The following is a 22,898-nucleotide window of genomic DNA, read 5'->3' as shown; positions in this document are numbered from 1 at the left end:
GGCCGGCGGACCGGGAGCGGCCCGCCTTAGGTGTACGGCGTCGGTGTCTGCGCGGGTGCCGGTGCGGGTGCCGGTGCGGGTGCCGGTGCGGGCGTCGGTGCGGGGGAAGGGGCCGGGGCGGGTTCCGGCGCCGGTGCCGCGGCCCCCGGGGACGGCGTCCGGTGCCGGGCGCGGCCCAGCAGTTCCTCGCGCTCGTCCTCCGTCAGCCCGCCCCACACGCCGTACGGCTCGCGAACCGCCAGCGCGTGCGCCGCGCACTCCGCGCGTACGGGGCATCGCATGCACACCTCTTTGGCGGATGCCTCCCGTGCGCTCCGGGCGGCGCCCCGCTCTCCTTCCGGGTGAAAGAACAGGGAGCTGTCCACACCGCGGCACGCTGCGATGAGCTGCCAGTCCCACAGATCGGCGTTCGGGCCCGGCAGGCGGGAGAAATCAGCCATTTTGTATCACCTTGGAAGCGCCACGGAAGACCCCTAACGGTCGTGACACTACCTTTCCGGGCTTACTGGATGTAAATAGTACTCATAGTGAAAATAGAGAATGGCTGATCAGAGCGGTGCGAATTGGTGCATTCGAGTCATGAGGCGGCGCGGCGCGGTGATTGCTTCTCGGTGACCGTTTCCTCACGTAGAGTGGCGACGTGTGTGGCCCCGGTCCCCATGGCGACAGCCGTTGCAACAGGTGCCAGGAGCCCCCGTAACTCTTTCGGGTGACCGTCGTTGAGAGTGCGGAAGCGGTTGACTGCGAGCGCGTTCGTCCCGGGCGCGCCCGACGCGCGGTCGACCGCCGAAGGTGACGATACGTACCAGCCCTGGAGGCTCAAGGTGACGCGCATCAGCTCCGGAGGGCGGCCATGACTTCCGTCCTCGTCTGCGACGACTCCCCACTCGCCCGAGAGGCGCTGCGCCGTGCGGTTGCGACCGTACCCGGCGTCGAGCGCGTGACGACGGCGGCTAACGGCGAGGAAGTGCTCCGCCGCTGGGGTGCCGATCGTTCGGACCTGATTCTGATGGATGTACGGATGCCAGGACTCGGCGGCGTCGAGACCGTGCGCCGGCTGCTCTCGGCCGACCCGGGGGCGCGGATCATCATGCTGACCGTGGCCGAGGACCTCGACGGCGTGGCCCTCGCCGTCGCCGCCGGCGCCCGCGGCTACCTGCACAAGGACGCCTCCCGCGCCGAGCTGCGGGCCACGGTCACGCAGGCCCTCGCCGACCCGACGTGGCGGCTCGCGCCGCGGCGGCTGCGCTCCACCGAGATGGGGGCCGCGCCGACGCTCACCGCGCGCGAGATCCAGGTCCTCGAAGGGATGAGCCACGGGCGGTCCAACGCCGAGATCGGCCGCGAGCTGTTCCTCTCCGAGGACACCGTGAAGACCCACGCGCGCAGGCTTTTCAAAAAGCTCGGCGCCTCCGACCGGGCACACGCCGTGGCACTCGGATTCCGCTGGGGTCTCGTACGCTGACCTGCCGCGCATCCGCCGCGCCGGGGCCCCGTGCCCCGGGCCGGCACACCCGCCCCGTACGCGGCGGCGGGCCCGCGGACGGGGGCCGCGGGCCACGGGGCGGCCCGGTTTCGCGCGCGAAGGCGCATGCTTGAGGCATGGGTTCTCCGGAACGACGCGCATCGGGCACAGCGGAATCCCGCACGGGGGCAGCGAAGGGAGGGCGCGTGTGGTGACTGTCCGCGCGGTTGCGCATAACGCTTCGGTCTACAACGACGGCCGTGACACAGCGGAACGTTCAGGGGCGAGGCACCATGGACGGATGCGCGGCAACGAGACCACTGTTTCCCAGACGGCCGAAAGGCCTGTCGAGATCAGGGGACTCGTCCAGCTCGCGGCCGGCGGGGACGAGCGTGCGACGCACGACCTGCTGGCCCACGTGCACCCCCTGGCGCTCCGCTATGTTCGCACGCGGCTGCACCGGTTGCCGGGCGACGCACGGCACTTCGTCGACGATCTCGCGCAGGAGGTCTGCATCGGCGTCCTCTGCGCGCTCCCGCGCTACCGCGACACCGGCCGCCCCTTCGAGGCATTCGTCTTCGCCATCGCCGCGCACAAGGTCGCGGACCTCCAGCGCGCCGCGATGCGCGGCCCCGGCTCCACCGCCGTGCCCTCGGACGAGATGCCCGAGCGGCCGGACGACTCGCTCGGGCCCGAGGAGCAGGCGCTGCTGAGCAGCGACGCGGAGTGGGCGAAGCAGCTCCTGGCGAACCTGCCGGCGAACCAGCGGGAGCTGCTGCTGCTGCGGGTGGCGGCGGGCTTCAGTGCGGAGGAGACGGGGCAGATCCTCGGGATGACCCCGGGCGCGGTACGGGTGGCGCAGCACAGGGCGCTGAGCAGGCTGCGGGCGCTGGCGCGGCAGTAGGTTCCGGGGCGTACGGCCTGCGGGGGAGCGGCCCCGTCCGCCGGCCGAAGGTCCTTCCGGCTCCGGACTTCGTACCTTCGTGCCCCGGCCACCAGCCCCGTTACGTGACCGTCCGGCGCGCCGTTACCATGGTCAGTCCCATCGGGCAAGACCCACCGGAAGGGTGTCATGACAGAGCGCGCCGCCGACGTCCCCGACAAGTTCGCCACCATCGGACTCACCTTCGACGACGTGCTGCTGCTGCCCGGCGCCGCCGACATGGCCCCGGGCGAGATCGACACCGCCAGCCATGTGTCGCGGAACGTCAAGGTGAACATCCCCCTGCTCTCCGCCGCCATGGACCGGGTCACCGAGTCCCGGATGGCCATCGCCATGGCCCGCCAGGGCGGCGTCGGCGTGCTGCACCGCAACCTCTCCATCGAGGACCAGGCCAAGAAGGTCGACCAGGTCAAGCGCTCCGAGTCCGGCATGGTCGCCGACCCGATCACCATCCGTCCCGACGCCACCCTCGCCGAGGCGGACGCGCTCTGCGGCCGGTTCCGGATCAGCGGCGTACCGGTGACCGACGGGGACGGCAAGCTCGTCGGCATCGTGACCAACCGCGACATGGCCTTCGAGCCCGACCGCAGCGTCGAGGTCCGGTCGATCATGACGCCGATGCCGCTGGTCACCGGCCGGGTCGGGATCTCCGGTGCGGAGGCCATGGAGCTGCTGCGCCGGCACAAGATCGAGAAGCTGCCGCTGGTCGACGACCGCGACGTGCTCAAGGGCCTCATCACGGTCAAGGACTTCGTGAAGGCGGAGAAGTACCCGAACGCCGCCAAGGACGGGGAGGGCCGGCTGCTCGTCGGCGCCGCCGTCGGCGTCGCGGGCGACGCGTACGAGCGGGCGCAGGCGCTGGTCGAGGCGGGCGTCGACTTCATCGTCGTGGACACCGCGCACGGCCACTCGCGGCTCGTCGCCGAGATGGCCGCGAAGATCAAATCGAACGCGCCGGTCGACGTCGTCGCCGGCAACGTCGCCACCCGCGACGCCGCCCAGGCGCTCGTCGACGCGGGCGTCGACGGCATCAAGGTCGGCGTGGGACCGGGCTCCATCTGTACGACCCGCGTGGTCGCCGGCGTCGGCGTCCCGCAGGTCACCGCGATCTACGAGGCCGCCCTCGCGGCCCGGGACGCGGGCGTGCCGGTCATCGGCGACGGCGGCCTGCAGTACAGCGGCGACATCGCCAAGGCGCTGGTCGCCGGCGCGGACACCGTGATGCTCGGCAGCCTGCTCGCGGGCTGCGAGGAGTCGCCGGGCGAGCTGCTGTTCATCAACGGCAAGCAGTTCAAGTCGTACCGCGGGATGGGCTCGCTGGGTGCGATGCAGTCGCGCGGCGGCAACAAGTCGTACTCCAAGGACCGCTACTTCCAGGAAGAGGTCAAGAGCGACGACCAGCTCATCGCCGAGGGCATCGAGGGCCAGGTCCCGTACCGCGGCCCCCTCGCCTCCGTCGTGCACCAGCTCATCGGCGGGCTGAAGCAGTCGATGTTCTACGTCGGCGGGCGCACCGTCCCGGAGATGAAGGACCGCGGCCGCTTCGTCCGCATCACCTCCGCGGGCCTGAAGGAGAGCCACCCGCACGACATCCAGATGACGACCGAGGCCCCGAACTACTCCCGTAAAGGCTGACCCGGCCGGCCGGGGGATACTGGGGCGGCAACCGTCTGGAAAGGGCAGCAATCCGTGACTGAGATCGAGATCGGCCGGGGCAAGCGCGGGCGCATGGCGTACGCGTTCGACGACATCGCCATCGTGCCGAGCAGGCGCACCCGGGACCCGAAGGAGGTCTCGATCGCCTGGCAGATCGACGCCTACCGCTTCGAGCTGCCCTTCCTCGCCGCCCCGATGGACTCCGTCGTCTCACCGGAGGCGGCCATAAGGATCGGGCGCTTCGGCGGCCTCGGGGTCCTCAACCTCGAAGGGCTCTGGACCCGTTACGAGGACCCGGAGCCGCTGCTCGCCGAGATCGCGGACCTGGACGAGTACGACGCGACGCGGCGCATGCAGGAGATCTACGACGAGCCGATCAAGGAGGAGCTGATCGGCCGGCGGCTCGCGGAGGTCCGCGAGTCCGGCGTGGTCACGGCGGCGGCGCTGTCGCCGCAGCGTACGGCGCAGTTCTCCAAGGCGGTCGTGGACGCGGGGGTGGACATCTTCGTCATCCGCGGCACGACGGTCTCCGCGGAGCACGTCTCGTCGGCGGCCGAGCCGCTGAACCTCAAGCAGTTCATCTACGAGCTGGACGTGCCGGTCATCGTCGGCGGCTGCGCGACGTACACGGCGGCGCTGCACCTGATGCGTACGGGCGCGGCGGGCGTGCTCGTCGGCTTCGGCGGCGGCGCGGCGCACACCACGCGCAACGTGCTGGGCATCCAGGTGCCGATGGCGACGGCGGTGGCCGACGTCGCGGCGGCGCGCCGGGACTACATGGACGAGTCCGGCGGCCGCTACGTGCACGTGATCGCGGACGGCGGCGTCGGCTGGTCCGGCGACCTGCCGAAGGCGGTGGCGTGCGGGGCGGACGCGGTGATGATGGGCTCGCCCCTGGCCCGTGCGACGGACGCGCCGGGGCGCGGGCACCACTGGGGCATGGAAGCCGTCCACGAGGACGTGCCGCGGGGGAAGGTCATGAACCTCGGCGCGGTGGGCACCACGGAGGAAGTCCTGCTGGGCCCGTCGCACACGCCCGACGGATCGATGAACTTCTTCGGCGCGCTGCGCCGCGCGATGGCGACGACGGGGTACTCGGAGCTGAAGGAGTTCCAGCGCGTCGAGGTGACGGTGGCGCGCTCGCGCTGACCCCCGTCAGGGGAGCACCGCCCCGGCCCCGGCGGGAGGGCAGTCCCGCGGGGCCAGGGGGCGCGTACACGGCCCGCCGTGCGGCGGCCCGGGCCTGACCGGGTCCCGTACGCCGCGGGCCGCCCGGTTTCCGGCATGGGCGAACTCCTTTGCGGCGCGGGCGATCCCGGTGTCCGCACTGGGTAACGCGCCCGACGACCCGACCGCAAGCACACAGACATTCACCCCCAAGTCGGACTCGCCCTGCTTGTCTCGTCGTTCGAGGCGCGTCCGGGGAGGTCTGCGCTGCAGGTGGCGCGGCCGTTCGGGCCGGCGGCGGTGGAGCGTTGGGTGTGGTTGCCGCGGATGGCGAGCGTGCAGGTGGCGCGGCCGCCGTCGTCGGGGAGGACGAGGGTGACCGCGGGGGTTTGGCCGAGGGGTACGCGTACGGTCTTGCGCCAGGGCAGGTTCGCTGCGCGAACGGTGGCCCCGGTGGCGCTTCGCGCGAAGTAGGTGATCTGGGCGGTGCCTTCGCCGTCGACGGTGTACGTCACCGGGGCGGTGGGCACTGGGCGTTGCTCGGGTGGGGTGTCGTCGTCGCGGGTGAGGGTGTAGCCGAGGAGGACGGCTGCGGCCAGCGCGGTGGCGGTGAGGGCGGCGGTGAGAGTTCGGCGGTGCCGCGAGAAGAATCCGGGTGGCGGCTGCGGGTTATCCGATTCGGCTTCCGCGGTCGTCGCGGTAGGCATGGGTGAGGATCCCTTCGCCTTCGGGCGATGAATTCCTGGCAGTCCGAGAGTGTCACACGCCTGCCTGCAGAGGGGAAGAGCTGGGTCCCTTCTCATTTTCCGGCGAGAATTCACTGCGAGTGGGTGATTCTCAGATTCGGGCGGGGCTCTGCTGCGGGGAGCAGGTCACTGTGGTGTGTTGACCAGGGCAGTTGATGGATTCATTGTGTGTGCACGGTGCTACTACGCGCTGCTCGGGCAGGTGTATTTGAGGTGTTTTGACCCTGTATCGCCGATCGCTTGACAGGTACACAGCGATCCGTTGAAGATCGGGCGACTACCCCCCATGCACTGCGTGCGTTGTGCTGGCCGGGCATCTGCCCGTCCGGTTATTCGGCGTGCCGTTTTCCTGTGTGTATTCACGCGCAGGGAAATGGCGTGAAGGGGTGCTGGATGAGGGCTCGGCTGGGGCGGTTTGTTTCGTCGGCGGTGGCGGCGGCTTTTTTGGTGACGCTGTTGCCGCAGCCGGCTTTTGCGGCGGGTTCCACGCCCGGGGCCGGCGGGGTCGTGGACACCGTCAGGGACTGGTTCAGCGACGACGATCCGGATGACGACGAGCCGCCGTCGAGCGACAGCCGGAACCCTGCGAGCCGGGAGAAGCTGCCTGCGGGCAAGACGGAGCCGGCGGCGAAGCGGGTGAAGGAGCTGACCGGTCGCCGTACGCCGGAGGCGCGGTTCTGGCGGATGTCGGACGGCCGGGTAGAGGCGGAGCTGGCCGCCGCACCCACGTCGTACGAGACCCGCGGCGGCGCCTGGAAGGCGATCGACACCGCGGTGACGGAGTCCGACGCCAAGGGCTACGCGTACGCCAACACCACCAACCTCGCTCGCAGTTACTTCGGTGACTCGGCCGAGCGGCTGCTGAAGGTCGAGGCCCAGCTGGGTCAGTCCGTGACGTTCGGGCTGAAGGACGCGAGCGGTGGGCTGAAGCCGCGGGCCGAGGGCGACACGGTCACCTACCCCGACGCGGTCAACGGTGCGGACCTCACGTACCGGGTGGGCGCGGGGGAGGTGAAGGAGGACATCGTCCTTGACGAACGGCCCGACGGGCCGGTGTCGTTCGCCTTCACCATGGACGTCACCGACGGTCTGACGCCCGAGTCCCGTAAGGACGGTTCGGTCGCGTTCTTCCACGAGACGAGCAGGGATCCGGTGCTGGTGATCCCGGCGCCGTTCATGACGGATGCGGCCAAGGACGCCTCCTCCCCGTACGGCAGGCCGTGGAGTCCGAAGGTCACGCAGAAGCTGAGCCGGGACGGGAAGCAGTGGCTGCTGACGCTGACCCCGGATGCGGGCTGGCTGGCCGCGAAGGAGCGGCAGTACCCGGTGAAGGTCGACCCGACGATCACCATCGCGCCGTCGCCATCCCAGTCGCAGGACGTCATGGTGCTCTCCGATCAGTCCGGGGTGAACTTCGGGCAGGCGTGGGATCTGCAGGTGGGTACGACCCCGACCGGTGTGGCCCGCTCGCTGATCAAGTTCCCGCTGGACGAGATCCCGGCGGGCGTGGCGGTGGATTCGGCGCGGCTGAGCCTGTACTACGACCAGGCGCACACCACCGGCGGTAAGAGCGTGAAGATCGAGGCGCACGAGGCCACCGGACCGTGGGACGAGACGACAGCCACCTGGGACAGCACCAAGGACCTGCTGGGCGATCTGTCGGGTACGAAGCTGCAGCTCGACGACGGCCGCGCCGGCACCGCCGCGGTCGGCGACTGGACCCGGGTGGCCGGGGCGGGGATCGAGTCCGACTACCGCTACAACCAGAACTCGGCCACGGGCGAGTCGTACACCTGGCAGCCCGAGGTGCCCGAGACCGCCTACTACCTCACGGACGTGTACATCCCGGGGGTCGCGGACGCGGCGTCGGCGGCGCCGTACGAGATCAAGCACCGCGGCGGGACAGCGAACGTCACCGTGGACCAGCGCGGGACGTCCGGCCGGTGGGTGGACCTGGGCACGGAGGAGCTGAGCTACGCCAAGGGCACCGGGAACACGATCAAGCTGGGTGACACCGGGGATGCGTCGAGCAAGAACGTCGCGGACGCGGTGCGGCTGGTCAACCGGGCGGAGCTGTGGAAAGACGCGGGGGAGTACAACCAGTGGCACAACTTTCCGGTGAAGAACTCGGTGCAGGAGTGGGTGAACGGCACCCTGCCCAACAACGGCTTCGTGCTCAAGGCGTACGACGAGAACCCGACAGGTGCCAATGCACGCGGTGGGCCGCGGTACGAGGCCGGCGACGGCTCCTACGGCGGCGAGACCTCCACCATCCCCAGGCTCACGGTCTCCTACGGCCGCATCGGCACCGCACTCGACTCCCCGACCGTCGTGCATGGCACCGGCCCGGAGCTGCACTGGAAGACCTATACCAACACCACCGCCGATGCCGGGGCGGACTTCGCCGAGTACCAGATCCACCGCTCCACCCAGCAGGCGTTCACCCCCTCGCCGGCCACGCTCATCGCCCCGATCGGCGACCAGCAGACCGACAACTTCACCGATACGACCGCGGTCCCGACTCCGGACTCGTCAGTGGACGAGATCGGGAAGTCGTACTACTACCAGATCGCGGTCAAGACGGCAGACGGTGACCTGCTGGGCTCGCCCACCCGGATCGTGGGCATCCCCAAAGCAGGCCGGACCATGAAACTCATCCAGGGCTCCGCCGGCGGAGCCGTGGCGGACACGACGCTGTCCTCGGCGCAGCCGAACACCAACCAGGACACCATCGAATCCTGGGGTGTGGGTCAGAACTGGCTGTCCGTGGGCAACAACTCCGACACCTACGGCACCACCCGCGCCGCACTGGACTTCGACACCTCCACGATCCCCACCACCGCGACCGTCCTCGAAGCCCAACTGCAGATGTGGGGCACCCAGACCACCCGCGACGAGGGATCGACCGGCGCAGTCTACGAACTGCGCCCCCTCGACCGCGGGTTCGATGAGACGACCGCGACCTGGAACAACGCCAACGCCGCCACCGCCTGGACCAAACCCGGCGGAGACGTCTCGGCGAGCCTCTCGGACACGGTGCCGCAGTGGACCGAAGACGTGGGCCGGCACTGGTGGGACGCCACGACGATGGTCAAGGACTGGGTCAGCACGCCCGCCACCAACAAGGGCGCGATGGTCAAGCTGGCCAACGAGTCCGCCACCGGGCCGCGGGAGCGGTCACTCTGGTTGTCCAGCGAGGGCCAGGACCAGCAACTCGGCCCGCTGATGCGCGTCATCTACGTCGACGCCACCGCCGAATCGACGTACTACGCCCCCGGCACGCCGCAGCGGATGACGCCGAACAGCACCTACAACGTCGAGGTCACGTTCACCAACACCACCGACTTCACCCTGAACGCCAACCCGGCCACCTGGGGGCTGTCGTACCGGTGGACCCTGCCCGACGGCAGCACCCCGCCCGGCCTCGGACAGCCGGTCGTCACCGGCCTGCCGGCCAGTATCCCGCCGGGCACGGAGAAGACCGTCACCGCGCAGGTTAAGACACCGGTCAACTCCGATTCGGGCAACAAACGCACGGACTATCAGCTGACCTGGGACGTCTACCGCGGTGACGTGGACAGGTGGCTGTCGGACCAGGAGGGCATCCCCGGCCTCACCCAGCGCGTGGCCGTCGAGGACCCCACCTCTGATGAGCTCGGTCTGGAGAAGTTCTACTCCTACACCGGCACGTCCACCGGCGCCGGCTCGACGGTGATGAACAACACCGCCGCCGGTAACGCGGTGTGGTCCTACGACGCCTTCACCAACCCCGGCCGCGGCCTGAACACCTTCTTCCGCGTCGCCTACAACTCCCTCGACACCTCCGACACCGTCACCGGCCACGGCATCTCCGCCCAGGCCGCCGGCCCACTACGCCTGGGCGCCCCGCTGGACTTCCACCCCAACCCGCGCCCCACGGAGGTCCGCTGGCCGGACGGTGACGGCACCACCCACGTCTTCCGCAAGCAGGAAGACGGCACCTTCAAAGCCCCCGCGGGTGTCCACTACAGGCTCGAACCCAAGCCGGGCCTGGACTGCACCCCGTCCAAGGACCCGATCCCGGACGCCTGGACGGCGACCCGCCCGGACGGCACCCGGTTCCTCTTCGGCTGTGACGGCTACCTGACCTCGGTCGTCGACCCCAACGGGAACACGCAGACGTACACGTACACCGAGCGCAAGTCCAACAACAAGCCGGTGAAGTTCCTCGACTACATCACCGACCCCGCCGGCCGGAAGTCCCTCGAAGTCGAGTACTACCAGAAGGGCGACACGTCGTACGACTACATCAACGACGCGGGCGAGCAGGTCGCCGGCTCGGGGAAGCTGAACAACTCCAAGATCTACGACCACATCAAGTCGGTCACCGACATCTCCGGCCGCACACTCGCCTTCTACTACACCGAAAAGGGCCTCCTGGGCCGTATGGTCGACGGCGCGGGCAGCGCACAGCCCAAGGAATTCGACTTCACCTACGACGTCGGCCAGGGCAACAAGAACGTCAAACTCACCGGCGTCCAGGACCCGCGCCAGAACAACACCGCACTGGACTACAACGCCCCCAGCGCCGGAGACGACCCCAAGTACCACTGGTGGACCAAGAAGATCACCGACCGGCGCGGCAACGACACCGAGTTCACGTACGCCGCAGGCGACGCGGACAACCCCGCGGACAACCCGAAGTTCACGGACACGAAGCTGACCGACGCCGAAGGCAACGTCACCGACTACACCACGGACGACTTCGGCCGCCCGGTGACGCTGACCAACGCCAAGAACGAGACCACCCAGATGTCCTGGGACGCGGACAACAACGTCATCAACCTCCGCGATGCCAAGGGCGCCGAAACCGCCTACTGCTACGACCCCGCCACCGGATACCCCCTCTGGCAGCGCGACGCCGAACAGAACAAGGCCGCCGGCGGCGCCCCCGAACCCAGCGTCTGCACCGACGGCGCCACCCCCGACAACGCCACCTTGTACGAGTACTCCGCCCGAGTCGGGGACGCGTACGTGAAGGATCTGTGGCGCAAGACCTCGCCCGAGCGCCGCGCCTGGACCTTCAGTTACGACGCGTACGGCAACCTGCTCACCGTCACCGACCCCAAGGGCACCGCCACCGCGGAAGCGGGCGACTACACCACCCGCTACACCTACGACGGCCACGGCCAGCTCCTGACGGCGACCGATCCGCGCAACAACACCACTATCAACGCCGCCTTCACCCCCACCGGCTACCCCCAGCGGATCACCGACGCCCAACAGCACCAGACCGACTTCGTCTACGACGAACGCGGCCAGGTCCTCGAAGTCACCGACGCCCGGGAAAAGACCACCACCCAGACCTACGACACCTACGGCCGCCCCGGCGAGAACGTCGTCCCCAAGACCGCGGGTGAGTTCATCACCACACCCGCCCCGGTCTACGACGCCAACGACAACCTCACCCGCGCCACCGCCCCCAACGGCGCCGTCTCCACCGCGACGTACGACAAGGCGGACCAGGTCACCTCGGCCACCGCCCCGGACAACAACACCACCGGCCGGGAGACCCGCTACACCTACGACCGCGTCGGCAACCTCCTCACCACGACCGAACCCAAGGGCGTGGCCACGGCAGACAACCCCGACGACTTCGTCACCACCAACACCTACGACGCGATCTACCAGCTCACCGATGTCGTCAACGCCGACGGCGACAAGCTCTCCTACCGCTACGACGGCGTCGGCAACCTCACCCACGTCATCGACCCCAAGAAGAACGAGACCCCGGAGACCGACGACTTCACCACCAGGACGGACTACGACCTCAACCACCGCCCGAGCACGGTCACCGACGCCGCAGGCGAAACCACCACGACCACCTACGACAAGGACTCCCTGGTCATCGCCACGACCGACCAGGCACAGAAGACCACGGAGACCGACTACGACGAACGCGGCCTGCCCACCGCCCAACGCGTCCCCTACGACACCGACGCAGAGACGGTGCGCACCACGAAGTTCACCTACGACCAGGCCGGCAACCGCACCGAGGTCGAAACCCCCCGCGGCGTCGCGACCACCGCAACCCCGGACGACTTCACCCACCGCACCACGTACGACGAGCTGAACCGCCCGGTGCGCCAGTACCAGCCCTACGACCCGAACGACACCCGGTACCACAGTCCCGACGTGTTCACGGAGACGACGTACGACGCGGTCGGCAACGTCTCGAAGGTTTCCGCGCCCCCGTCGGAGGGCGAGACGGTCCGCAACGAGACCGCGTACACCCACTTCGACAACGGCTGGATCCGCAACTCCACCGACCCGTGGGAGATCACCACCGCCTACGACTACAACGACCTGGGCCAGCAGACTTCCCGAACCCTCACCAGTACGGGCGGCGCCAGCTCCCGCACCATGGGCTGGACCTACCACCCCGACGGCTCCCTTGCCGCCCGTACCGACGAGGGCGTCCCGGTCGGCCGGCAGACCGTCCTCGTCGACAACTCCGACACCCAGAGCACCTCGTCGAAGGGCGACTGGACGACGAGCAGCCCCCGGCGCGGCACGAAGTCCAGCCAGGGCTACGACCACAGCACGCTCGCGGCCGGCAAGGAAGGCGCCTTCACCTGGCAGCTCAACATCCCGGCCAAGGGCGACTACACCGTCTACGCCAAGTACCCGAAGACCCCCGACGCCGCCCCAGGCGCCCGCTACGAGATCGACCACGCCGAAGGCACCGCCACGGCGACAACCGACCAGAGTGAGCGGACAGGCCGCTGGGTGAAGCTCGGCACGTACCCCTTCAAGCAGGGCATCAAGAGTTTGTCCCTGAAGGGAAGTGACCAGGGCACAGTGACCGCGGACGCGGTGCAGCTCGTCCGCGACGACTCGTTCGCTGTTGACGAGGAGCGCAAGGACTTCACGTACCGCTACGACGCCAACGGCAACCTCGTCGACATCAACGACATCTCCTCGGGCGCCAAGATCGATGCCTACGTCATCGGCTACACCGGCCTCAACCAGGTCGAGAAGGTCACCGAGAACCTGGCTGGCGAGCCGAAGAAGACCACGTCGATGACGTACGACGCGAACGGCCAGCCGGCGACGATGACGCACCCGGACGAGTTCCAGTCCTACGCCTACGACGTCCGGAACCTGGTCGCCATGGTCGAGGCCGGAGACAGCCCGGACGACCCGAAGAAGCGCCTCACGGAATACTTGTACACACCGCGGGGCCAGAAGCTTCGGGAGTACAAGGCGAACGAGAACTTCGTCGACTACTCCTACTACGCGAACGGCGCACTGAAGACGACCCAGGAGTACAACCACTACGACCTGGTCGCGTCGCACGAGTACGACTGGGACGTCAACGGGAACAAGTCCCGGGACATCGCGAAGAAGATGAACGCCGACGACCACACGGCGTACCTGGAATCGACGTCGACGTATCGGTACGACCCGGTGGACCGGATCGCGCAGGTCACGAAGACCGGCCACGGGGCGACGACGGAGACCTACGTACACGACGACAATGCCAACGTCGTCAGCCAGAGGGTCAAGGACGCCGACACCACGTACACCTACAACCGCAACCGGCTGGTCTCGGCCACCTCCGATGACACCGCCGCGTCGTACAACTACGACCCCTACGGTCGACTCGACACCGTTACAGCCGCCGATCAAGTCATCGAACGCAGCACCTATGACGGCTTCGACCACGTCACCGAGCACAGCCGCGTGCAGGATAGCGGCACCCAGAAGACCTCGTACACCTACGACCCCCTGGACCGAACGACGTCCAAGACCGACAACAGCGGCAAGACCACCGACTACAGCTACCTGGGCATGTCCGAAGAGGTACTGGACGAGCGGGTGGCGGGTGAAGTCACGAAGTCTTATCAGTACGGTCCGTGGGGAGATCGACTCTCTCAGATCAAGCACGACGCCGACGGCACCCGGGAACTCGGCGTGTACGGCTACAACAGCCACACCGATGTCGAAACCCTCACCGACGCCGAAGGCAACACCAAGGCAACCTACGGCTACACCTCGTACGGCAGTAACGATGAGTCGGACTTCACCGGTATCGACAAACCCGGTGCCAGTACTCCCGACGCGGAGCCGTACAATCCCTACCGCTTCAACTCCAAGCGCTGGGACGAGCCATCACAAACCTACGACATGGGTTTCCGCGACTACGACCCCTCCCTGAACCGCTTCCTCACCCGTGACATGTACAACGGCGCACTTGCCGACATGAGCCTCGGCGCAGACCGCATAACCGGAAACCGCTACGCCTTCGCGGGTGGCAACCCGACCACAGGAATCGAACTCGACGGCCACGGCCTCGCCTGCGGTGGCGAAGGCGACGATGTCAGTTGCGGCGACGGCAACATGACGCGAGCCGACGGCAGCCTCTCCTACACCGATGAAAGCGGCGTCAATCACTCTACTGGTGGTGGGTACATGTGGAGTGAAGTAGAGGACCTTTATGCAGGGCGGGACTTTACGCACACAAAGGTCACCCATCATCGAGTGGACAGGGAAGGCGTCCACACTCAGACGGCTGAGAAGTTCCTCAACGTCAGGAATAATCAAGACATGAAGCGCGATTCAGGGATGGTGGAGCGCTGTAATACGCCGATAGGTCACGGAAAATACATCTGTGAGATGGTCGAGTCCGCGGGATCCGGTGCTCCGCAGGACGTCGGGTGGGACGACCTCGAAGTCCGGGTGGACTGGGGTGGAGGCGATCTGTACGGGCTGGTTTCCTTCTTCAGCGTGCGTGGTTTTATGGACGGCATAGACTCGGATGAACCGGCGAGCGATAGGTTCGAGACCGCCTGGGCCACGCGAGATGCGAGCCAGCAAACGTATGTGGCGGATAAGGCAGGGTACTATGCGGAGAAGTTTGGCATGGGCGGGACTCTGGGGAATGTTGCCATATCCTTGAGCAAAGTCGCCAAACCCGTAGTGACGGTGGGTGCGACTGTACTTGATTACGCTCTGAACCCGCCACGCAGTAAGCCGGAGTGGTTGGAAGAGTTCGTGAACAAGCATGCAGGTGGCTGACGGTGTTAAGAATCTGACCGCAGAGTCGGTCTGCCGGGAGTGGCTTGGCCAATGGGCATCGTCCTCTCGGCAGACCGAGGGGTGGTCAAGGCTGCGGGGGGCGGAGTCGGCGCTGGAGGGCGAGCGCCACTCCCCGTTGCGGGGCTCCTGATCGGCGTGCTGCGGCGCCTTCTTGAGGGGCGAGCAGTGACGTCATTGATCGCTGAACTGCGTGTGGAAGAGGTTGCCGGATCCGGCATGTCGGGGGTTTGTCCAGACCTTTGTGGTGACACCTCGTGTGGGAAGAGTCACGCCTTGCAGGTGTGACGTTTAATCATGATCCCGGCGCTGTTCATGTGAAGGTCACAGCCGACGAGCGTGGAGGGGATTCCCATGGGGCATGCGAGCGATGTGTTACCCGAAGCGGCTGGGATGAGCCGGTACGTGGAGGGGGTGGTGGCCGAGTGGATGCGGGGGCCGCGGCGGCTGCCGTTGGACTACTCCGTGGAGAGCCTGCGGCTGGCGGACCGGATCGTGGCCGGGATCCGGGCCGGCCGGGGGGCCGACGAGCAGGCCGTGGCGCGGGCGCTGCGGGGGGTCGGGGCGTACGTGGGGGAGGTCATGGTCCGGTCCGGGGGCGGGAGTTGGGTCGACCTCGACGACCTGCAACGCGACTACTTCGAGCAGCCCGTCGGCGTACGGATGCCGGACGGGCGGGTGTGGAACCCCCTCGGACGCGCCCAGCGGCGCTACGACCGCGGGAAGGGCGGCCGTGAGTCGCTGTACGTCTTCTACCTGCTGCTGCACGGGCGGCTGGGTGCCGCGCTGCCTCGGGCCTGACGGTGGGCCGCAGGGCGGCGGGGCTGGGAACGGCGCCGGGCTGCAACGGCGTAGGGCTGCAAAACGGCGCAGGGCCGGGGCCGCATCCTTTGCGGTTACCGGCCCTGCGCCGTTGCCTTGCGGTGCGGCTGCCTCAGCTGTTGCCGAGGCGCTTCGTGATGCCGAAGCCCGCTGCGCCGCCGATCGCGTACATCGCGGCCACCAGCGCGTCGAAGTCCTCCTTGAAGGCCTCCTTCAGCGTGTCGAACTCGTCGGTGAACGCCGTCGCGACGCCGATCTGGCCTTCCGTCCAGTCGTTGATCAGGAGGGCGTAGCCGAGGAACTGGCCCATGATCGCGCCGATGATCCCGAGGGCGATGGCGACGAAGGGCAGCGCCGGGTTCTGCCCGCCGAGCTTGCCGAACGCAAGGCCGACGAGGATGCCGGCCGCGGCGGCGGGGTAGGCGTACAGCGTGTACTCGCCAGCGTCCCCCGAGGTGGCCAGCATGATGCCGCCGTAGATGACCGCGCCGACGATCATCGCGACGATGCCGACCCCGATGGCGAGGCCGGGGTTGCCGGAACTGGCGGGCGGCTGCTGCGCGTAGGGCGGCGGAGCGCCATACGGCTGCTGGCCGGGAACGCCGGGACCTGGCTGCTGCTGATACGGCTGGGACATGGGTAATTCCCCCCGGATGTTTGGGTCTGCCGTGCCCGGGGACAGTTGGTGTGGTGGGCGCGGTCAGTGGGACAACCCGCGGCACGCTAGCAGTTGAGCGGTGCCCGACAACAAGCCCTTATGGGGAGTCGTGACGCGACTGCGACATGTTGTTTCGAACTTCGGACACCCGCTGGCTGACCAGGAACGCTTCGGCCGCGGCCACCAGGTAGAACGTCATGTCGTTCTTCCCCAGCACCTCGGTGCGCCAGAAGTCGTAGGCCGCCCCCACGTCGGCGGTGGAGAGGTGCACGGCGGCGGCCGTGAGCTGGGTGAGGAGGACGCCGGCGAGCGCCACGGGGACCGCCAGGAGGGACGAGGTGCGGGTCGGCTCGCCCGCGCGGCCCACGGCGGCGCCGACGAGGAGGCCGAGGGCCAGCGCCCAGTAGCCGAGCTCCAGGCCGCGTTCGCCCACCAGGCCCTGTGTCAGGCCCAGGACCAGCGCTCCCGCCACGGTGGCGGCGGCGCCGACGGCGAGCGCCTGCAGCAGCCGGGGGCGGCTGTCGGCCGTCGTCATCACCGCATCACCCATACGGCCGAACGGTAGCAGTTCCGGCGGCGGACCTCCGGTTCCGGCACCCCGGAGACCGGGTGATCCGCGCGGTGTTCACGCCCCCCGCCGCCCCGCACCGGGGACCGCGGGGCGCCCCGCCGTCACAGCCGGTGCGCCGCTCCCGGCGGAGTCGCGCCCCGGGTGTCGAGGAGGAGCTGCGCCTTGACCGCCAGCGCCTGGAGGTCGTACGTCCGGTGCGGCTGGAGCAGCACCGTCAGGTCCGCGTCCGCCGCCGCGTCGTACGGTGCCGCCGCCCGCGGCACCGGCCGCCCCAGCACCTGCCACGTCGTGACGTACGGGTCGTGGAACCCCACCCGCGCCCCCAGCTCCGTCAGCCGGGCCGCGACGTCGCCCGCCGGGGTGCGCTCCAGGTCGGCGACGTCCGGTTCGTACGTGACGCCGAGGAGCAGCACGCGGGCGCCGCGGGCGGACTTGCCGTGCTCGTTGAGGAGCTGGGCGCAGCGCTGGACGACGTACCGGGGCATCCGGCCGTTGACCTCCCTGGCGAGGTCCACCATGCGCAGCGGGTGGTCGAAGCCGGGAGCGGCCCTGCCGCCCGGGTGCGGTACGCGGACGGGGACGCGGCCCGGGTCGACGGGCACCCCGTGGCCGCCGACGCCCGGTCCGGGGCGGAAGCTGTGGGCGGTGCCGAAGGGGCGGGTCTCGGCGCAGCGGACGACGTCCCACAGGTCGATGCCCCGGTCGTGGCAGAACCAGGCCAGCTCGTTGACGAGCGCGAAGTTCACGTGCCGCACGTTGCCTTCCAGCAGCCGCACCGTCTCCGCCTCGCGCGGCCCCCGGGCCCGTACGACCCGCTCCGCGAAGCGTCCGTAGAACGCGACCGCCGCCTCCGTGCACCCCGGGGTCAGCCCGCCGACGACCTTCGGCGCGGGGGCGGTGTCGGCCGGGTCGAGAGGGCCCGGGGAGTACGCGAGGTGGAAGTCGCGTCCCGCGCGCAGCCCGGAGCCCTGTTGCAGGAGGGGGCGCAGGAGGTCCTCGGTGCTCCCGGGGTACGCGGCGGACTCCAGCAGCACGGTGGTGCGCGGCTTGAGGTGCCGCGCCAGCTCGCGTGCCGCGTCGGCGACCGGGCCGAGGTCGAGCGCGCCGTCGTCGGCGAGGGGGGTGGGCACGCAGATGACGGCGGTGCGGGCGCCGCCGAGGTCGGCGGGGTCCGCGGAGGGGCGGAAGCCGGTGGTCAGGAGCCTGCGTACCTCGGCGGCCGTCAGCGAGCCGCCGACCGGCGGGCGGCCGGCGGCGAGGGCGTCGACGGCGCGCGGGTCGGGGTCGTATCCGACGACGGAGAAGCCGGCTGCCGCCGCGGCCTGGGCGAGCGGCAGGCCGTGGTGGCCGAGTCCGATGACGGCGACGTCTGCGGGCATGTCTGCGGGGGGTCCTTCCCGACGGTCCCGGGGCGCCGGGCCCGGGAGGGGTGGAGGCTCTTGTCAGGCTACGGGCATATATGACTGTTATTCAGTATTGGGCGCTTTGTGATGCCTGTGGCGCGGCGGCCGTGCGGGGCTGCCCGCGGCTGCCGTGGTGCCGCACAGTGGCTGTACGGCGCGGGTCCGGACAGAATCGGACGTGGGCACGTGGACTGCCGCAACGGGGCGACAGGACAGGAGGCATCCGTGAAGACAGCGGTACTGGGGCCGGCCGAGCGCGGCGCAGCCCTCGCACAGATGGCCGAACGCGAGCTGGACGTGCTGGTCGTCGGCGCCGGCGTGGTCGGCGCGGGCACGGCGCTGGACGCGGCGACCCGCGGGCTGGCCACCGGGCTGGTCGAGGCGCGGGACTGGGCGTCGGGCACGTCGAGCAGGTCGAGCAAGCTCATCCACGGCGGGCTGCGCTATCTGGAGATGCTGGACTTCGCCCTCGTCCGCGAGGCGCTGAAGGAGCGCGGGCTGCTCACCGAGCGCCTGGCGCCGCACCTGGTCAAGCCGGTGCCGTTCCTCTACCCCCTCAAGCACCGGGCCTGGGAGCGGGCGTACGCGGGCTCCGGCGTGCTGCTGTACGACGCCATGTCCGTCTCCCGCGAACACGGCCGCGGCATGCCCGCGCACCGCCACCTCTCCCGCTCGCACGCGCTGCGCGTCGCGCCGTGCCTGCGCAAGGACGCGCTCGTGGGCGCGCTGCAGTACTACGACGCGCAGGTCGACGACGCGCGCTACGTCGCCACGCTCGTGCGCACCGCCGCGCAGTACGGGGCGCAGGTCGCCAACCGCGCGCGGGTCGTGGGCTTCCTGCGCGAGGGCGAGCGGGTCGTCGGCGCCCGGGTGCACGACCTGGAGCAGGGCGGGGAGTTCGAGGTGCGGGCGCGGCAGGTCGTCAACGCCACCGGCGTGTGGACGGACGAGACGCAGGCGATGGTCGGCGAGCGCGGGCAGTTCCACGTACGGGCGTCGAAGGGCATCCACCTCGTCGTACCGAAGGACCGCATCCACTCCGCCACCGGTCTCATCCTGCGCACCGAGAAGAGCGTCCTGTTCGTCATCCCCTGGGGCCGGCACTGGATCATCGGCACCACGGACACCGACTGGGACCTCGACAAGGCCCACCCGGCGGCCTCCTCCGCCGACATCGACTACCTGCTGGAGCACGTCAACTCCGTGCTCGCGGTGCCGCTGACAAGAGATGACGTCGAGGGCGTGTACGCGGGCCTGCGGCCGCTGCTCGCCGGCGAGTCGGACGCGACCAGCAAACTGTCGCGCGAGCACACCGTGGCGCACCCGGTGCCCGGGCTCGTCGTGGTCGCCGGCGGCAAGTACACGACGTACCGCGTGATGGCCAAGGACGCCGTCGACGAGGCCGTGCACGGGCTCGACCAGCGCGTCGGGCCGTGCGTCACCGAGGAGGTGCGGCTGCTCGGCGCGGAGGGGTACCAGGCGCTGTGGAACGCGCGGGCGCGGACGGCGGCGCGCACGGGCGTGCACGTCGTACGGGTGGAGCACCTGCTGAACCGGTACGGGTCACTGGCGGAAGAGGTGCTGGAGCTGATCGAGCGGGACCCGTCGCTGGGCCAGCCGCTCACGGGCGCGGACGACTACCTGCGCGCGGAGGTCGTGTATGCGGCCTCCCACGAGGGCGCCCGCCATCTCGACGACGTGATGACGCGGCGCACCCGCATCTCCATCGAGACCTTCGACCGCGGCACGCAGTGCGCCGCCGAGGCCGCCGAGCTGATGGCGCCGGTGCTGGGCTGGGACGCGGACCAGATCGAGCGCGAGGTGGCGCACTACGAGAAGCGGGTCGAGGCGGAGCGCGAGTCGCAGCGGCAGCCGGACGACCAGACCGCGGACGCGGCGCGGCTCGGGGCGCCGGAGATCGTGCCGCTGTAGCCGGCAGTGGTTACCGGTGCCCGCAGGCGCCGGGGAGTCCCTCGCAGGTGCATGTGAGCATGCGCGTCAGGGGTCTTGGGGAACGTGAACGCCGCAGATCGGGCCGGTCACCGCGGAAGATCGATCACGGGAAACCTCGCCCGGCGGCCGGGGGTGTCCGTGCGATAAGACACAATGGAGGTCCTGCCGGGGTGAATCGCTGAGGGGATCGATGGGGCGCGAAGGGGACGGCGCGACGGGTCGGCTGGTGGCCGGCCGCTATCGGCTCGGGGAGGTGCTCGGCCGCGGTGGCATGGGCACCGTCTGGCGTGCCACGGACGAGGTACTGGGCCGCGCGGTGGCGGTCAAGGAGCTGCGCCTTCCCACCAGTGTGGACGAGGACGAGAAGCGCCGCCTCATCACGCGAACGCTCCGCGAGGCCAAGGCGATCGCCCGGATCAGGAACACCGGTGCGGTCACGGTCTACGACGTCGTGGACGAGGACGACCGCCCGTGGATCGTCATGGAGCTGATCGAGGGCCGCTCGCTCTCCGACGTCACCCGTGACGACGGCCCGCTGACCCCGCGGCGCGCCGCCGAGGTCGGCCTCGCCGTGCTCGACGTGCTGCGCTCTGCGCACCGCGAGGGCATCCTGCACCGCGACGTGAAGCCGTCGAACGTGCTCATCTCCGACGACGGCCGCGTCGTGCTCACCGACTTCGGCATCGCGCAGGTCGAGGGCGACCCGTCCATCACGACGACGGGCATGCTCGTCGGCGCCCCCTCGTACATCTCGCCCGAGCGCGCCCGCGGCCAGAAGCCCGGCCCCGCGTCCGACCTGTGGTCGCTCGGCGGGCTGCTGTACGCGGCCGTGGAGGGCCACCCGCCGTACGACCTGGGGTCGGCCATCGCCACGCTGACCGCCGTGATGACCAAGCCCATCGACCCGCCCAAGAACGCCGGTCCGCTGGAAGACAGCATCTACGGGCTGCTGCGCAAGGACCCCGACGAGCGGCTCGACGACGCGGGCGCGCGAGCGCTGCTGCGCGCGGTCGTCGACGCGCCGGAGGACGTGCCGGGCGAGCCCTCGGCGGCGACGGCGCCGACGAAGATGGTGCCGCTGCCGGTGGTGCCGGACGCGGGCGCCGGGTCCGGCGCGGGGCGGGGTGCGGCGGCGTCGGCGCCGTCGGATGCGCCGGTGCGGCGGAAGAAGACGGGGCGGAAGAAGGCGGAGCGCGGGGACGGTTCGGGGACGGACGCGCAGCCCCAGGGCAAGCGCCGTACGGCGGGGCGGGCCGGGGCCGCCGGTGGCGCCGGTGCCGCGGCTGCCGGTGCCGGCTCCGCCGCTGCGGCGGAGGCGGCGGCTCCGGCCGACGCGCCGGCCCCGCCGTGGACGCCGCCGCCGTTGCCGCCGCGTCCCGAGTCCGGGTCCGCGACGCCCGCCCGGCCGGCGACGCCGCCGCGGGAGTCCGGTGCGGACGCCGCCGAGAGCCCTTCAGCCCGTACGACGGTGACCGGCGGTGCGCCGCCGGCGGCCCGGGCGCGGGCCGGCGCGGGTGCGCTCTCGGCACGGGTGGCGGCGCTGCCCCGGCGGACGCTCGCCGTCATCGCCGCGGTGGTGGCGCTGGCGGTCCTCGGCACGGTGCTCGCCGTGGCGCTGGGCGGCGGCGACTCGGACTCGGGCTCGTCCGGCAGCGACGGCGGGCAGAGCGCCGACGCGGGCGCGCAGGACGGCAAGAGCGGGAAGCAGGACAAGGACCAGGCCGGCTCCGGCAAGGACGACACCCAGGAAGACGAGCGCAAGCAGGACGACGAGGACGCCGCGGGAGACAAGGACGACGACTCCTCCGGCCCGGGATCCGGCGACGGCAAGGGCGAGGGCGACGACGGCTCCGGCTCCGGCTCCGGGAAGGGCTCCACCGGCGTACCGGACGGCTACGCGACGCTCACCGAGGCGGAGTTCAAGCACTCCGTGGCACTCCCCGACGGCTGGAAGCGCACCGCGACCTCCCCGGGCGGCGGCGGCGCGATCTACAGCGGATCGTCGTCCTTCCCGCGCGTGCAGATCGACTTCACCTCCCAGCCGAACAACTCCCCGGGCGGCGCGCTGTCGAACTGGCAGGACATAGAGGGCGCCGTCAGCTCGTCCAGCTCCGGCTACCGCAAGATCTCGATGAAGGAGGTCGAGTGGCGCGGGTACCCCACCGTCGCGGACTGGCAGTTCAGCCGGGTGCAGGACGGTCAGCGCATCAGGGTCCTGGACCGCGGATTCGCCGTGGACGACACCCACGGCTACGCGATAATGATCAGTTGCCCGGAGAGCGAGTGGAACAGCGCGGAGTGCCGCGGGCTGCGCGACACGGCGTTCGAATCCTTCAAGCCCGCCGACTAACCCGCGCGAGCGGGGCACAGACCACCCCTCGAGCACGTATCGTGATGTCTCGCGGACCGTACGCATCCGGACCAGGCTGACTACCG

Annotated in this window: 12 protein-coding genes and 1 pseudogene; 8 read left to right on the top strand and 5 right to left on the bottom strand. The window is 69.9% G+C overall.

What is annotated here, in order from left to right; translation table 11 throughout:
* Nucleotides 1-110: 110 nt before the first annotated feature.
* Nucleotides 111-440, bottom strand: a pseudogene (locus tag LG396_RS39840) (WhiB family transcriptional regulator); the annotation flags it as partial.
* Nucleotides 441-853: 413 nt separating this feature from the next.
* On the opposite strand from LG396_RS39840, the gene LG396_RS30220 reads away from it, so the two are divergent.
* The 4 genes from LG396_RS30220 (at nucleotide 854) to LG396_RS30205 (ending at nucleotide 5,213) form a co-directional block, all read left to right on the top strand.
* Nucleotides 854-1,465 carry a response regulator transcription factor gene (locus tag LG396_RS30220; RefSeq protein ID WP_026276081.1) on the top strand — a complete coding sequence of 204 codons (612 nt, stop codon included), beginning with the start codon at nucleotides 854-856 and terminating at the stop codon, nucleotides 1,463-1,465.
* Between the two features lie 301 nt (nucleotides 1,466-1,766).
* Nucleotides 1,767-2,369, top strand: coding sequence for a sigma-70 family RNA polymerase sigma factor (locus LG396_RS30215; protein ID WP_018834781.1), 603 nt, complete (start codon nucleotides 1,767-1,769; stop codon nucleotides 2,367-2,369).
* 168 nt (nucleotides 2,370-2,537) lie between these two features.
* Nucleotides 2,538-4,043 (top strand): IMP dehydrogenase, encoded by a 1,506-nt coding sequence (gene guaB / locus LG396_RS30210; protein ID WP_037740136.1) that lies wholly within the window; start codon nucleotides 2,538-2,540, stop codon nucleotides 4,041-4,043.
* Between the two features lie 54 nt (nucleotides 4,044-4,097).
* The gene (locus LG396_RS30205) at nucleotides 4,098-5,213 is read left to right on the top strand and encodes a GuaB3 family IMP dehydrogenase-related protein (protein WP_037740137.1); all 1,116 of its coding nucleotides are present in this window, start codon (nucleotides 4,098-4,100) and stop codon (nucleotides 5,211-5,213) included.
* Nucleotides 5,214-5,434: 221 nt separating this feature from the next.
* Here the strand turns inward: LG396_RS30205 and LG396_RS30200 are convergent, their stop codons facing one another.
* Nucleotides 5,435-5,938, bottom strand: a complete 504-nt coding sequence (locus tag LG396_RS30200) for a hypothetical protein (RefSeq protein ID WP_225797206.1) — start codon at nucleotides 5,936-5,938, stop codon at nucleotides 5,435-5,437.
* 432 nt (nucleotides 5,939-6,370) lie between these two features.
* Between LG396_RS30200 and LG396_RS30195 the strand changes: the two genes are divergently transcribed.
* A complete protein-coding gene (locus LG396_RS30195) occupies nucleotides 6,371-15,037 on the top strand; it encodes a DNRLRE domain-containing protein (RefSeq protein ID WP_225797205.1) in 8,667 nt (2,888 codons plus the stop codon).
* A 411-nt stretch (nucleotides 15,038-15,448) separates the two neighbouring features.
* Nucleotides 15,449-15,856: a hypothetical protein gene (locus tag LG396_RS30190; protein ID WP_225797204.1), complete on the top strand. Its 408-nt coding sequence runs from the start codon at nucleotides 15,449-15,451 to the stop codon at nucleotides 15,854-15,856.
* A 133-nt stretch (nucleotides 15,857-15,989) separates the two neighbouring features.
* On the opposite strand, the gene LG396_RS30185 is transcribed toward LG396_RS30190, so the two are convergent.
* The 3 genes from LG396_RS30185 to LG396_RS30175 form a co-directional block, all read right to left on the bottom strand.
* A complete protein-coding gene (locus tag LG396_RS30185; RefSeq protein WP_037740141.1) occupies nucleotides 15,990-16,514 on the bottom strand; it encodes a hypothetical protein in 525 nt (174 codons plus the stop codon).
* A 118-nt stretch (nucleotides 16,515-16,632) separates the two neighbouring features.
* Nucleotides 16,633-17,085, bottom strand: coding sequence for a hypothetical protein (locus tag LG396_RS30180; protein ID WP_225797203.1), 453 nt, complete (start codon nucleotides 17,083-17,085; stop codon nucleotides 16,633-16,635).
* Nucleotides 17,086-17,207: 122 nt separating this feature from the next.
* Nucleotides 17,208-18,485, bottom strand: coding sequence for a nucleotide sugar dehydrogenase (locus LG396_RS30175; RefSeq protein ID WP_130456990.1), 1,278 nt, complete (start codon nucleotides 18,483-18,485; stop codon nucleotides 17,208-17,210).
* A gap of 249 nt (nucleotides 18,486-18,734) precedes the next feature.
* On the opposite strand from LG396_RS30175, the gene LG396_RS30170 reads away from it, so the two are divergent.
* Together LG396_RS30170 and LG396_RS30165 are read left to right on the top strand one after the other, a co-directional pair.
* Complete coding sequence (locus LG396_RS30170; RefSeq protein ID WP_018834774.1) at nucleotides 18,735-20,441, top strand: glycerol-3-phosphate dehydrogenase/oxidase; 1,707 nt, start codon at nucleotides 18,735-18,737, stop codon at nucleotides 20,439-20,441.
* Between the two features lie 211 nt (nucleotides 20,442-20,652).
* A complete protein-coding gene (locus tag LG396_RS30165) occupies nucleotides 20,653-22,812 on the top strand; it encodes a serine/threonine-protein kinase (RefSeq protein ID WP_225797202.1) in 2,160 nt (719 codons plus the stop codon).
* Nucleotides 22,813-22,898 lie beyond the last annotated feature (86 nt).

Source organism: Streptomyces aculeolatus (genome assembly GCF_020400605.1).
In the GTDB taxonomy this organism is placed as follows: Bacteria; Actinomycetota; Actinomycetes; order Streptomycetales; family Streptomycetaceae; genus Streptomyces; species Streptomyces aculeolatus.
Note: the sequence above shows the minus strand (reverse complement) of the source record. Positions and strands in the feature narration are given on the sequence as shown.